This is a genomic window from Arsenicibacter sp. R0_47 (assembly GCF_057652235.1).
In genome coordinates, this window is record NZ_JBYFCJ010000018.1 from 42,170 (window position 1) to 54,268 (window position 12,099).

The 12,099-nt window shown below is 50.2% G+C and carries 13 protein-coding genes and 1 tRNA gene; 9 read left to right on the forward strand and 5 right to left on the reverse strand.

Going from position 1 to position 12,099, the window contains the following annotated elements; all coding sequences use genetic code 11:
• Positions 1–70 precede the first annotated feature (70 nt).
• The gene (locus tag AC23NW_RS24020; RefSeq protein WP_487452647.1) at positions 71–883 is read left to right on the forward strand and encodes an exonuclease domain-containing protein; all 813 of its coding nucleotides are present in this window, start codon (positions 71–73) and stop codon (positions 881–883) included.
• An 83-nt stretch (positions 884–966) separates the two neighbouring features.
• On the opposite strand, the gene tgt is transcribed toward AC23NW_RS24020, so the two are convergent.
• Positions 967–2,097, reverse strand: coding sequence for a tRNA guanosine(34) transglycosylase Tgt (tgt, locus tag AC23NW_RS24025; RefSeq protein ID WP_487452648.1), 1,131 nt, complete (start codon positions 2,095–2,097; stop codon positions 967–969).
• Positions 2,098–2,236: 139 nt separating this feature from the next.
• Between tgt and AC23NW_RS24030 the strand changes: the two genes are divergently transcribed.
• The 6 genes from AC23NW_RS24030 to darG all read left to right on the forward strand — a co-directional run bounded on the left by AC23NW_RS24030 (position 2,237) and on the right by darG (position 6,389).
• Positions 2,237–3,397: a glycosyltransferase gene (locus tag AC23NW_RS24030; RefSeq protein WP_487452650.1), complete on the forward strand. Its 1,161-nt coding sequence runs from the start codon at positions 2,237–2,239 to the stop codon at positions 3,395–3,397.
• Positions 3,398–3,404: 7 nt separating this feature from the next.
• Positions 3,405–4,031, forward strand: a complete 627-nt coding sequence (gene rsmG / locus AC23NW_RS24035; protein ID WP_487452651.1) for a 16S rRNA (guanine(527)-N(7))-methyltransferase RsmG — start codon at positions 3,405–3,407, stop codon at positions 4,029–4,031.
• A 45-nt stretch (positions 4,032–4,076) separates the two neighbouring features.
• Positions 4,077–4,379 carry a hypothetical protein gene (locus tag AC23NW_RS24040; protein WP_293842485.1) on the forward strand — a complete coding sequence of 101 codons (303 nt, stop codon included), beginning with the start codon at positions 4,077–4,079 and terminating at the stop codon, positions 4,377–4,379.
• Between the two features lie 134 nt (positions 4,380–4,513).
• Positions 4,514–4,587, forward strand: a tRNA-Asn gene (locus AC23NW_RS24045).
• Between the two features lie 167 nt (positions 4,588–4,754).
• A complete protein-coding gene (darT, locus tag AC23NW_RS24050; RefSeq protein ID WP_487452653.1) occupies positions 4,755–5,354 on the forward strand; it encodes a type II toxin-antitoxin system toxin DNA ADP-ribosyl transferase DarT in 600 nt (199 codons plus the stop codon).
• A gap of 3 nt (positions 5,355–5,357) precedes the next feature.
• Positions 5,358–6,389, forward strand: a complete 1,032-nt coding sequence (gene darG, locus AC23NW_RS24055; protein ID WP_487452655.1) for a type II toxin-antitoxin system antitoxin DNA ADP-ribosyl glycohydrolase DarG — start codon at positions 5,358–5,360, stop codon at positions 6,387–6,389.
• A 56-nt stretch (positions 6,390–6,445) separates the two neighbouring features.
• On the opposite strand, the gene AC23NW_RS24060 is transcribed toward darG, so the two are convergent.
• The 4 genes from AC23NW_RS24060 to AC23NW_RS24075 all read right to left on the reverse strand — a co-directional run bounded on the left by AC23NW_RS24060 (position 6,446) and on the right by AC23NW_RS24075 (position 10,185).
• Positions 6,446–7,288, reverse strand: a complete 843-nt coding sequence (locus AC23NW_RS24060; protein ID WP_487452657.1) for an IS5 family transposase — start codon at positions 7,286–7,288, stop codon at positions 6,446–6,448.
• Between the two features lie 207 nt (positions 7,289–7,495).
• On the reverse strand, positions 7,496–8,443 hold the full coding sequence (locus AC23NW_RS24065) for a hypothetical protein (protein WP_487452658.1): 948 nt from the start codon (positions 8,441–8,443) through the stop codon (positions 7,496–7,498).
• Positions 8,444–8,648: 205 nt separating this feature from the next.
• Positions 8,649–9,710: a DNA (cytosine-5-)-methyltransferase gene (gene dcm / locus AC23NW_RS24070; RefSeq protein ID WP_487452660.1), complete on the reverse strand. Its 1,062-nt coding sequence runs from the start codon at positions 9,708–9,710 to the stop codon at positions 8,649–8,651.
• Between the two features lie 40 nt (positions 9,711–9,750).
• Entirely contained in the window at positions 9,751–10,185 is a 435-nt protein-coding gene (locus AC23NW_RS24075) for a very short patch repair endonuclease (RefSeq protein WP_487452662.1), read from the reverse strand.
• A gap of 93 nt (positions 10,186–10,278) precedes the next feature.
• Between AC23NW_RS24075 and AC23NW_RS24080 the strand changes: the two genes are divergently transcribed.
• On the forward strand, positions 10,279–11,286 hold the full coding sequence (locus AC23NW_RS24080) for a bestrophin family protein (protein ID WP_487452663.1): 1,008 nt from the start codon (positions 10,279–10,281) through the stop codon (positions 11,284–11,286).
• 23 nt (positions 11,287–11,309) lie between these two features.
• A complete protein-coding gene (locus tag AC23NW_RS24085) occupies positions 11,310–12,053 on the forward strand; it encodes a hypothetical protein (RefSeq protein ID WP_487452664.1) in 744 nt (247 codons plus the stop codon).
• Positions 12,054–12,099 lie beyond the last annotated feature (46 nt).

A 12,099-nucleotide genomic window follows, 5' to 3' on the forward strand; every position in this document is an offset into this window, starting at 1 on the left:
TCCTAATTTGCCGAACACCCCCCGTTTTTTTCTACCTTTGCAGGTATCGTCCCTAAATCAGGACAGAAGTATGACGCATCAATTACATTTAAGGAAGCCTCTGGCGTTTTTTGACCTGGAAACGACCGGCATTAATATTGCAAAGGATCGGATTATTGAGTTGTGTTTTATTAAGGCAATGCCTAACGGCGAGGTCATTGTCAAAAGCCAGCGTGTTCATCCCGGCATGCCGATTCCGCTTGAATCGAGCCTGATTCACGGAATTTATGATGATGATGTAAAAGATGCCCCGCCATTTAAGTCAGTCGCCCGGACACTGGCACAGTTTATTGATGGCTGTGATCTGGCTGGTTTTAACATCAACCGGTTTGATGTGCCGATGCTGGTCGAAGAGTTTCTGCGCGCCAATATCGATTTTGACATGAAAAACCGGCGTCTGGTTGATGCCCAGCGCATTTTTCACCTCATGGAGCCGCGGAACCTGTCGGCCGCCTATCGCTACTATTGTGGCAAGGAGTTGCTGAATGCCCACAGCGCCGAAGCCGATACAATGGCTACCCTGGAAGTACTGAACGCACAGGTACAGAGATACGAAGGACTGGCAACGAAAGACGAAGCCGGCCGCGAAGTGACATTTACCAACGATGTTGATTTTCTGCATAATCTGGCCGCCAATAATTTTGTTGATCTGGCCGGCCGGATGATTTATAACGATAAAGGGGTGGAAGTCTTTAACTTCGGCAAGCACAAAGGCGTTGCTGTCCTGGACGTACTGAAGAAGGAGCCATCGTTTTACGACTGGATCCTGAAAGGAGAATTTCCGCTCGACACCAAGCGCCGTCTGACCGAAATCCGGTTGCGCATGTTTTCGAAGAAGGCATAAGAAAGGCATTAATCCGGCGGGGCTGACCTTCCAGGAAGTATTGTTAACTCCCCAAGGGTTTCAAACCCTTGGGGAGTTGTCTTTTAGAGCCGTTGCATAAGCTTAACGACCATTTCGTTTTTCCAGCTCACGTAATCACCGGCAGCAATATGCTCGCGGGCCTGCCGGACCAGCCATAAATAAAAGGTCAAATTGTGAATACTGGCAATCTGTGCCGCCAGCAGCTCCTCAGCCTTGATCAGGTGCCGCAGATACGCCTTTGTATAAAACTGGCTGGCATATCCCTCCAGACCCGGGTCAACCGGACTGAAATCCCGGCTCCATTTCTCGTTTTTGATATTGATCACGCCTTCCGTGGTAAACAGAATGCCGTGGCGGGCATTGCGGGTCGGCATCACACAATCGAACATATCGACACCCAGCGCAATGGCTTCCAGAATATTGGCCGGTGTCCCGACGCCCATCAGGTAGCGCGGCTTGTCGGCCGGTAAAATCTCGTTAACCAGCGCAATGGTTTCATACATCTCTTCCGCCGGTTCACCTACGGCAAGGCCACCGATGGCATTGCCGGTCCGCTCTTTCGACGCAATTACTTCGGCGGACTGCTTCCGCAGGTCAGGGTACGTACTGCCCTGCACAATCGGAAACAGAAACTGCCGGTAGCCGTAGTGACCTTCCGTACTGTCGAAGCGGTCAATGCAGCGGTCGAGCCAGCGATGGGTCATTTCCATCGACCGGCGGGCATAGGTGTACTCGCAGGGATAAGGCGTACATTCATCAAAAGCCATGATAATGTCGGCGCCGATAGTCCGCTGAATGTCCATGACACCCTCTGGTGTAAACTGGTGTTTCGACCCGTCAATATGCGATTTGAACGTGACGCCCTCTTCCTGAATTTTGCGGGTATTGGACAGCGAATAGACCTGATAGCCACCGCTGTCGGTCAGAATCGGGTGATTCCAGCCATTGAAGCGATGCAGTCCGCCGGCCTTGCTCAGCACATCGAGCCCCGGACGGAGATACAGGTGATAGGTATTTCCCAGAATAATTTCAGCCTTAATGTCCTGTTCCAGTTCGCGCTGATGAACGGCTTTAACCGTTCCCGCCGTTCCGACAGGCATAAAAATAGGTGTTTGAACAGGGCCGTGGTCCGTTGTCAGAACGCCGGTTCGGGCTTTTGACTGCGGATCATTGGCAGTTATCGAAAACGTCATAGGTCTCACTGTTAATCGGGGGGCAAAGTTACGGATTTACAGAGTTTTCCGGTACGAAGGCGTATATTTGCGACCACTTTGGCCAACAGGCCATAATCCGTTTACTGTTGCTGCGTATTGATCAAATTTTACAAGATCGTTGATACTGACCATTCTGCTTAGTTGTTGGCTGTTAGCGCTTTTCGCTCAGCTCGTTTACATTTTTTTTGTGTATGCCCGTACTGCATGGTACGAGGAGGAACCGACAGATCAACCCAAAGGCCGGCCGGCTGTGACAGTGGTGGTGGTTGCCCGGAACGAACAGGAAAACCTGAAAGAACTGTTGCCCGTTCTGGACACACAGGACTATCCGGAGTATGAGGTACTGGTGATGGACGACCGCTCGTATGACGGCACCCATGACTACCTGCAGGAAGAAGCCGAAGCATTTCAGCATGTCCGGTTTATCCGCATCGAAAACACACCGGAGCACGTGACGCCGAAAAAATACGCTCTGACTATTGCGTTGAAAAAGGCCCTGCATCCGGTTGTATTGCTGACCGACGCTGACTGCCGGCCCGAAGGAGCGAACTGGATTTCGGGAATGGTCGGTCGCTGGCGATCACCGCAGCAAAGCATTGTGCTGGGCTTTTCGCCGTATTTCCGCCGGTCGGGCTTCCTGAATTTCCTGATCCGCAGCGAAACGCTTTTTACGGCCGTACAGTACCTGTCGCTGGCCTTAGCGGGGCGGCCGTACATGGGCGTCGGCCGGAATTTAATGTACCGCCGGCAACTGTTTTTCGACAACCGCGGTTTTTATACGCACCTGAGCGTTATGGGCGGCGACGATGACCTGCTGATGAACGAGGTGGCTACTGGCGATAATACGGTGGTTTCGCTGAATCCCGATACCTTTGTATGGTCGATTCCGAAAGAGACCTGGCCGGAGTGGCGGCGGCAGAAACGCCGGCATTTGAACGTAGGCCGTTTCTATAAGCCGGGGCACAAATGGCGGCTGGGTCTGCTGACCGGTTCGCATGTATTCAGCTGGTTGCTGGCCTTACCGGCAGGGCTCTGGGCACTCTGGCTCGGGCTGACGGGTCAGGTTGATGCCCTGATGAATCCGTTACTGTTAGCCGCTACCGGCTTATTTTTGCTGCGGTTAATAGCCTTTTGGGTGGTAGTAGGGCGTATCAGTTATCGGCTGGCCCATACCGTACACTGGGGTGTAATTAGTTTCATGGACGTAATGCTGGCAATTTATTATTCCTTCATGGGCATAATTGTGTTGTTCACAAAGCGTCGTAAAATTGTCTGGTAGAGAAAAGATGGGTGTTGAACTAATAGAGAAATATTTTCCGAAGCTAACGGCCCGGCAGCGCGAACAGTTCGCGGCGCTGGACGAGTTATACCGGCACTGGAACGGGCAGATCAATGTGATTTCCCGTCAGGATATTGACAGTTTATACGAAAAACATATCCTGCATTCGTTAGCGATTGGTAAGGTAGTGCAGTTTGTGCCGGGCACTGAGATTCTGGATGTCGGCACCGGTGGCGGCTTTCCCGGAATTCCGCTGGCCATTTTATTTCCGCTGTCCGATTTTCACCTGGTCGACAGTATCGGGAAGAAAATTAAGGTTGTTACCGAAGTCGCGCAGGCGCTGGGACTGACCAACGTACGGGCTGAGCAACAGCGCGTTGAGCAGCTGAGCACTACCTACGATTTTGTCGTAAGCCGTGCCGTAACCCGCCTAAAACCGTTTATGGGGTGGGTACGGTATAAAATCCATAAGAAGGGTAACAACGAGATACCAAACGGGGTTTTATACCTGAAAGGCGGGGACTTAGCCGAAGAACTGGCCGAAGTATCTGATAAATACAAAACGTTTGATTTGACAGAGTACTTCGAAGAGCCTTTTTTTGAGACCAAAAAGATCATTTATTTACCAAAATAGCCGGGGTGTACGAAAGGACATTCCGTTGTACAAATCAGAACGAACATGGCTGAAATATTCAAATCAAGCAGTTTTAAAGACCCGATCAACCGTGATGTGGTTGAGTTTAACGATAAGGGTGTGACGTTCCGCGTCCGGAAGCTGATCGGCGGGACAGACAATTTTGTTTTTTACGGTGATATTTCGGGCGTTGAGATCGACAACGGTCTCTTTTTCTCGACAATCCGGGTGATTCCGCGTGCCCGGCCGGAGATTGTGATCAAGAATTTCACGAAGGGGGATGCCCGCCGGATCAAGGAATTGATTCTGCACAACGTGCCGTCGCATCGTCCGGACATGTACCGGTAAAAAAAAGTTGGGTGTAAGCCATTGATAAGCAGTCGTATTTTAAAGGAAGGTCAGTTTTTTTAGATTTTTTTCAACAAAACACTTGCCTGATATAGGATCGGCGCTTAATTTTGCACCCACATTAACCGACATACTCCCGAATAGCTCAGTCGGTTAGAGCATCTGACTGTTAATCAGAGGGTCGCTGGTTCGAGCCCAGCTTCGGGAGCACTGAATGTCAAGCACTTATAAGGTAAAACTTGTAAGTGCTTTTTTGTTTGAGACACAAAGGCAAAACCCTTACGCAACTCTGCGATAAATTATTGCCGCGTTTGATGTCGGGGCAACTTATGGTGAGGATTAATGACTGACCTAAGCAAAATATGGCTGTATCGCATGACGCACATCGAGAATATACCGCACGTTCTCGAACACGGCATTACGCACCGAAACTCCCCAAACCATAATCCCAATTTTGTTCCTATCGGCGACAGTCGACTAATCAATAAGCGGACTGAGTGGCCGATGCCTAACCAACAACGGCTCGGCGATTATACTCCATTTTATTTTGGGCCCCGTATGCCTATGTTATACACAATTCAGCGTGGATACAGTGGTGTACATTCAGTTTCTCCTGAAAAAATCGTATATTGTGTTACCTCTATAGGTGACATAAAAGCCTGTTCATCAGTAGATTTTATTTTTACGGATGGTCATGCTATAGAGGGGTTCAGTAGCTTTTTTACCGCCGACTCATTACCTGATATTGGGCAACTCCTGGATTGGGGAGCTATAAAAAGTAAGTATTGGACAGACGACAATGATCCAACTTCAGACCTGAAACGACGCAAGCAGGCAGAGTTTTTGCTTATGGGAGATTTACCCATATCGGCTATCCGGGGCTATATTGTGTATGACGAACCGGCTAAAACAATACTTGTTCGTTTAGGTATCAATCCGGAGAGGGTGTTAGTAAAGCCAGATTTCTATTTTTGACCCATGATTCAGTATACTGAAGGAAACCTGCTGGAGAGCACGGCATATGCCCTTGTCAACACTGTTAACACAGTAGGCGTAATGGGTAAAGGAATTGCATTGCAATTTAAGAATCAGTTTCCTGAAAATTATAAAGCCTATCGTAACGCCTGTAAAGCAGGCGATGTAGCCATTGGCAAACTATTCGTAACGGAAGAACTGGCCGTAAACGGACCAAAACTCATTATTAACTTTCCAACTAAAACGGATTGGCGTAAACCTTCTGAGTATGAATATATTGAAGCAGGATTGGCAGCACTGACACAACTTATTGAGGAGCGGCAACTGCAATCAGTCGCCTTACCACCTCTGGGTGCCGGAAACGGCGGTTTAGACTGGAATCGTGTAAAAGAACTCATTGAGCAGTATTTAAGCAATATCGACTGCCAGATTTACGTCTATCAGCCTAACTACGTAGTGCAGGAGGTGATGAAAGCCGAACGTATTAAGCTCACACCAGCGCGGGCCATGTTGCTGTCAGTACTATTCGATGTGGTAAAAAACGGGGAATTTGTATCTGAGTTTGCGGCTGAAAAAATCGTTTACTTCTTGAAGCGTTTTGGGGCTAATGAGTTTCACAAACTGAATTTTCAACCCAATTTTTACGGCCCCTACTCTGGTCAGGTACGGCATGTACTTTATCAACTCAATGGCAGCTACATCACTGGCTTTAGTGCAATGGATAAAAAGCCCTTTGAGGAATTAGGCGTAGCACTTGATGCCGAGCCGGACGTAGAGGCAGTGCTAAATAAGCCCGAAAACGCTGAACACCGAGCCGTTGTAGACAAAACCAAAGCTTTTTTATCGGGCTTTTACTCGCCATTTGGGCTGGAACTATTGTCGTCGGTAGATTACCTGAAGACAACGCATGGCCTTGCTGCTGCCGATGAGGTTGGCACGTATTTAGAAGCCTGGAGCGACCGCAAAAAAACGCTGTTTAACAACGGTCGGTTTGTAGATTTGGCGTTTCAAAAAGTAAGTCAGATTCCAGCCTGAACGCAGTTTTACGGCTGGTAACTATTGCTTTACCAATTTGTAATAGTCGAGGCTGTTTAGGGTTTGATAGTTAGGGCTTCTCGTCGTTGGATTTTGCGCAGAAGCAGGACCACGAAAGCTAACCAATGAAACGAGAGCCAGTTCTCCAGACAGGTTTCGTAGCGCACTAGCAGCGTCTTGAAACTATCCAACCAGCCATTGGCCTGCTCGATCACCCCGCGTCGCTTGTAGAGTTCTTCATCAAAATAAGGCAGTTCGTGCGCCGACCTCACACCCGACCGCCGGTTTAAGGCAATGTTAGCCTCCAGTTCCCGCCGTCGACAGGCCTGCCGCAGCACTTGGCTGTCAAAGCCGCTGTCTGCGTTGAGAAACAAGCCCTTCAGGGAAAGGCCCGCTTCTTCCAGCAGCACACAGAGTTGCTCGAAAAGCGGCTCGATCTCGAAGAGGTCATGATGGTTGCCAGCCTGAGGCGTGGCACAGCCCAGCATCACCCCTTGATTATCCGCCACAAACAGTGCATTGGTCGTGCGGGCGGCTTTACGGCCCTGATAGCCGACAGCTTCACCGCCATTCTTGGCGGGCGTGTGGGAACCGTCTAACTGGATGCTCGACAAGTCCAGGAAACGTTTGTTGAGCCGCAGCACATTCAGCCAGACCTGCCGCCAGGAGCCATCTTTGCGCCACTGGTTAAAGTGGTAGTAGACGCCTTGCCAAGTCAGCCGTTCATCATCGAAGAATTGTTTGACAGGCAGTTGCCGCCATTGACAACCCGTTTTGAGTTTGTAGAGGATGGCTTCAATCAGGTTGGTCATGTCTACTTTGATGGGTTTGCCACGCTGGCCGACGGAGAGATGGGGCAGAATCCAAAGCTGGATGGTAGTTTTGTCTAAGACTTCCAAGAAGTGAGCTATTTTGAGTGTCGCAACCCAAATTTCACGCTTCAGCGGAAGTCTTTTGCATTAGCCTAAACAGCTACGTCAACTCAATCTGACAATCGTCTGGCCTGCACACACTTTTTGATCACTGGTTTTATGGGAGGGCCTGTCTGATGGCTTGGGTTCTGACATTTGGGGAAATTATATACTTTACCTGTCAATATTCCCTCCCTAAATCTCCTTAAAATACCACACCGGACAGATATACGTCGGATTGTGGGAGTCCATCGAACGCATGCCTTTGCCGCCTTCAACCGGAACCGGATGGCGATGCTGCATAAACGTATTGATTTCGATGCGTTTCCAGCCAATAAAAGCTCTGTCTTTCTGATTACGGATGTGCCGCACCACCAGCGTGTACCGAAGCCCCGTACAGTCCGTGATTTGTTTCATCGCTCGCATCCGGTGCTCGTCCAGCCCGAAACCGGGAATGGTTCTGGCTACGTCTTTCTCTTTTACTTCGATCAGGACAAGCTGATCCGTACCAGGTTGCCTGACAATGCAGTCAATGTCCGTCGGGACACCCTTAACTTTCCGCCGCCCGATCAGCACATCAAAAATTAACCGGTCAACGTAGCGGGCAAACAACTCATTGGCAGACAGGAAAGCAAGGTCGCGCCGGGCAACGTCCACCAACCGCTCATTGACGGGATGGTATACCGTGGGACGGTCACTGTCAGCAAAGAGGTTAAGCAGGGCCGCCATGCCGGTGGGCTCCGGGATAAAGGCTCCGGCCTGAAACCGGTAAACCTGCCAGACCGGTAACGGGAATTGCCGTCCGCCCGCCTCAATCATGGTCTGCTCCGCAAAGCGCCCGTTTTCATACACAATCAGAAACTGGCAAATAGGCTGAAGCGGAAGCAGGGCCTGGTAAACCGACAAATAATCTGCCGGCTCGTCGGCACTGCTGATGCAGGTAAAGTAAACAAAGTTGTTCAGGGCGGACGAGTGTTTCCTGACGGGCACCAGATAACCGCCGTGATAGCTGTTAATCCCTCTGTCGCTCAGGTAGCGGCTGAAAAAGGCCTCAGACGCAAAACCGTTCATGCGGGTTTTGTACGCATTGTCGTTGATGATGTTCAGGCGGAGGGCATCGGAAAGCAGGTCAAACAGGTGCATACAGAGCAGGTAAAGGCTTGATGGTTAGCCTTAATACGAAGCCATTGGTCATCTGTCACGGCCGCCCTGAAAATAAAAGGGCCGCTCTGGTAGGGAGCGACCTGAAGCGGAGCGGTTATGGGCGATATATCTTGTAAGATGCTTCCTGCGTCAGCATGACAAAAAAGGTCAGTATGACAAATAAGGGATAGCATGACAAAAGAGCTTACTGGAGAACCTGCTGCTTTATTTCGTTGGCGATGGCTTTGATCACCGGTACCGAAACGCTGTTGCCGAATTGCTTGTAGGCCTGCACATCCGTTACCGGAATAACAAAGCCATCGGGGTAGCCCTGTAGTTTCCGGGCCTCGTCGGGGGTAAGTTTGCGCGGGTTTTTATGCTCGCCCTGATCAATCAGAATTTCGCTGCCATCCTTGTAATAGCGTGCCGAAATCGTGCTGGTATAGGCTGAATCAGGGCTGAACAGCGAAAACCCAAACCCGTTGCCTTTCACGGCATGTTCCTGGCGGCGGCGCAGGTGGCCCTGGTAAAGCCGGTCGGAGATCGTATATTTTTGTGGCGGATTCGGGTCAAGAATATTGCTGACACGGGTTGGTTTAGCCAGTTCCAGATCAGTGGGATCGTAGATCGGAAACCCTTCTTTGGTCAGGCCAAACGGAAATTGGAACGTCAGGCCCATGCTGCTGTCAATGGCCACGATAAACAGCCGTTCGCGGTTCTGCGGCACCCCGAAATATTTGGAGTTAAGTACCACCGTTTTCTGACTATACCCCAGGTCGTCTTCCAGAATTTCCTGAATCCGTCGCAGGGTATTGCCTTTATCGTGCGATTTCAGCCCTTTTACGTTTTCCAGAAACAGTACCTTTGGTTTTTTCCCGAGATCTGTTTTATGCTTCACGATTTCGGCCAGCCGAAAAAAAAGGGTTCCGCGCGTGTCCTCAAAGCCTTTTTTCAGGCCTGCATGCGAAAAGGGCTGACAGGGGAAACCGGCGCACATCACATCAAAATCCGGAATATCTTCAGGCTTCGCCTGATTAATGTCCCAGTTAAACCGGTTGCTGTCAAAGAGTTCAGGGTTGTGGGGCCGGTAATTGGCCTCGTAGGTCATCCGGGCAAATTTATCCCATTCCGACGCAAACACACATTGACCGCCAACCGACGACATGGCGATGTGAAAGCCGCCGATACCGGCAAACAGGTCAATAAAGGTAAACGGTGCCGGTCGGGCGCCGCTATTATCCGGGGTACTTGTATTCTCTGCCAGCATTGGTTCAGTCTGCTTTTACCTGCATTTGTTCAGTAAAGCGTTACGTCGCCGAGGGAGCTTGTTGCCGGATGGCGTCTTCCAGCTTTTTCAGGCCTTTTTCCCGCACTTTCGGTTTGAGCTCACACTCGTACACAATAATCACCTTCCATCCTGACGCACGCAGTGCGGCCAGGTTACGGCTGTCCCGCTCTTTATTTCCGCTTATTTTAGCTTCCCACCACTCTGTTTTGGTTTTCGGAAGTATAAAATACCGGCACCCTTCGTGTCCGTGCCAGAAACAGCCGTGTACAAATATAACGGTTCTGTATCTGGGTAAGACAATGTCGGGCTTACCGGGTAAGTCTTTGTTGTGGAGCCGGAACCGGAACCCGCTGGCATGCAGATATTTCCGGACAATCATCTCCGGTTTTGTATCTTTTCCTTTTATTCGGGACATGTTGTAGCTCCGTTGCTGTGGGGTGTGTACGTCTGTCATGACAGATTGAAATTTTAAGCGTTTACATAACTTTTGAGCAGTAGCTACGTCTCAACACAAGACGCAACTATTCACTAAAACCAGTTCACCGTTATGCATGTTGGTAAATCTTACTCATTCCCTGAATTTGTTGTCTGGACTCGGCGCAATATCTACAGGTTACTCTTTATCAGTACCATCCCGGTGGTGTTGTATCATGTTGTCGGACTTACGTGGCTGGCGCTTCCCTGGACGGTGGTCGCGCTGCTGGGTACGGCGACGGCGTTTCTCATCGGTTTTAAAAACACGCAGACCTATAGCCGTACCTGGGAGGCGCGTCAGATCTGGGGCGCGATTCTGAACAACAGCCGTGCCTGGGGAACCATGAGCCGTGATTTTTTTCGCCATCCTGAGCACACCAGGACATTGATTTACCGCCACTTCGCCTGGCTAACGGCCCTGCGCTACCAGATGCGGGAGCCCAAAGCATGGGAAAACGCCATGAAAGCGCATAATGTCGAGTATGCTCAGTTTTACGTGGTTCCGGAAAAGGAGATGTCGCTGGAGGATGTACTGAAAACATACCTGCCGGCCGACGAAACGGCCTATGTGATGGGTACAAAGAACCGGGCCGCGCAGCTCATGAGTCTGCAAAGCAAAACAACCCGTCAGCTGTTTGATGAGCAACTGATTGACAGTTATCAGTTTGTGGAAATGCAGCGGATGATTGCCGCATTCTATGACCAGCAGGGCCGTACCGAGCGCATTAAGAACTTTCCGTATCCCCGTCAGCTGGCAACGATCAACACGTTTTTTGTCCGGTTGTTTTGTCTGATGCTGCCCTTCGGCATGCTGGGTGATTTTGAAAAGCTGAATAACCAGGTTACCGGCCCGTTGCAGGGCTATATGGTATGGCTGGTTATTCCGTTCAGCGCGCTTATTTCGTGGGTTTATACCTCGCTGGAACAAGTGGGCGAGAGTACTGAAAATCCGTTCGAGGGTGGTCCCAACGACGTGCCGATTTCCCAGATCAGCCGCACCATCGAAATTGACCTGCGCGAAATGCTGGGCGAAACGGACCTTCCGCCGGCGCTTCAGCCAAAGAATAATATTGTTTTATAAACTCACCTCTATACCGTAATTCTATGCTGAAAAAAGAAAAACTGGCCATTATGCAACAGTGGTATCCGAATGCGATGACCACTATCGACAGTGTAAACCGCCTGATCGACTTTGTTGAAGAAGAACTTGAACTGGAGCCTGCTCAGGTAATGCTGGCCGACAGCGTTTGCAGCGACGACGTAAACAGTATCCAGTATCCGGCGCGGGCAAGCGAATTTCTGGGACCGTTTAAAATGGGCGGGCTTGATGGCTTTCCGTTTACCGGCCTGACCGGCATGGGCGCTTTTGCCAGCCATGTGCCCGACTGCGGCGCGGTACTGATTTATTATGGTCCGCATATCGGCATTACCAAAAACGGTACCATCGGCGAAATTCACCGCATCGGGCAAACCAAAAACAGTGGCTGCTGCGGGGCAGCAAAAGGAGCACTGGCTAAACTGGTCAACGGGCAGATTGAGCCGGGACACGTGACTGATCTGGACTATCAGATGAATACCCTTGAACAAATTCTGTTGCGGCAGAAAGACCGGATTCTAAGTGCGCCCACACCGTTGTACGAAGCAACAGACGTGATTTACGAGGCCATTGACGAGCGTATCAATGAACTGGTCAGTAAGACAACATATAACTGCCGGTACGTTATCCTGATTGGCGCTATTCTGATCAATAGTGACAGCGATATGGGCTCGTATACGTCGATCAAGCGGTTTGATGTCATTAATCTGGCTAGCCGGGAGCGGCAACAATTAGTGGAGCGCTTTAGCTGAGGATAAGCAGGAGTTGTCGGTCTGAGAGCTCTCGGAAAGTTCTTAG

Bases quoted from the DNA above. Each gene is read 5' to 3' on its own strand.
- AC23NW_RS24020 (WP_487452647.1), top strand. From the start codon at position 71: ATGACGCATCAATTACATTTAAGGAAGCCTCTGGCGTTTTTTGACCTG.
- tgt (WP_487452648.1), bottom strand. From the start codon at position 2,097: ATGACGTTTTCGATAACTGCCAATGATCCGCAGTCAAAAGCCCGAACC.
- rsmG (WP_487452651.1), top strand. From the start codon at position 3,405: ATGGGTGTTGAACTAATAGAGAAATATTTTCCGAAGCTAACGGCCCGG.
- AC23NW_RS24040 (WP_293842485.1), top strand. From the start codon at position 4,077: ATGGCTGAAATATTCAAATCAAGCAGTTTTAAAGACCCGATCAACCGT.
- darT (WP_487452653.1), top strand. From the start codon at position 4,755: ATGACGCACATCGAGAATATACCGCACGTTCTCGAACACGGCATTACG.
- darG (WP_487452655.1), top strand. From the start codon at position 5,358: ATGATTCAGTATACTGAAGGAAACCTGCTGGAGAGCACGGCATATGCC.
- AC23NW_RS24065 (WP_487452658.1), bottom strand. From the start codon at position 8,443: ATGCACCTGTTTGACCTGCTTTCCGATGCCCTCCGCCTGAACATCATC.
- dcm (WP_487452660.1), bottom strand. From the start codon at position 9,710: ATGCTGGCAGAGAATACAAGTACCCCGGATAATAGCGGCGCCCGACCG.
- AC23NW_RS24075 (WP_487452662.1), bottom strand. From the start codon at position 10,185: ATGACAGACGTACACACCCCACAGCAACGGAGCTACAACATGTCCCGA.
- AC23NW_RS24080 (WP_487452663.1), top strand. From the start codon at position 10,279: ATGCATGTTGGTAAATCTTACTCATTCCCTGAATTTGTTGTCTGGACT.
- AC23NW_RS24085 (WP_487452664.1), top strand. From the start codon at position 11,310: ATGCTGAAAAAAGAAAAACTGGCCATTATGCAACAGTGGTATCCGAAT.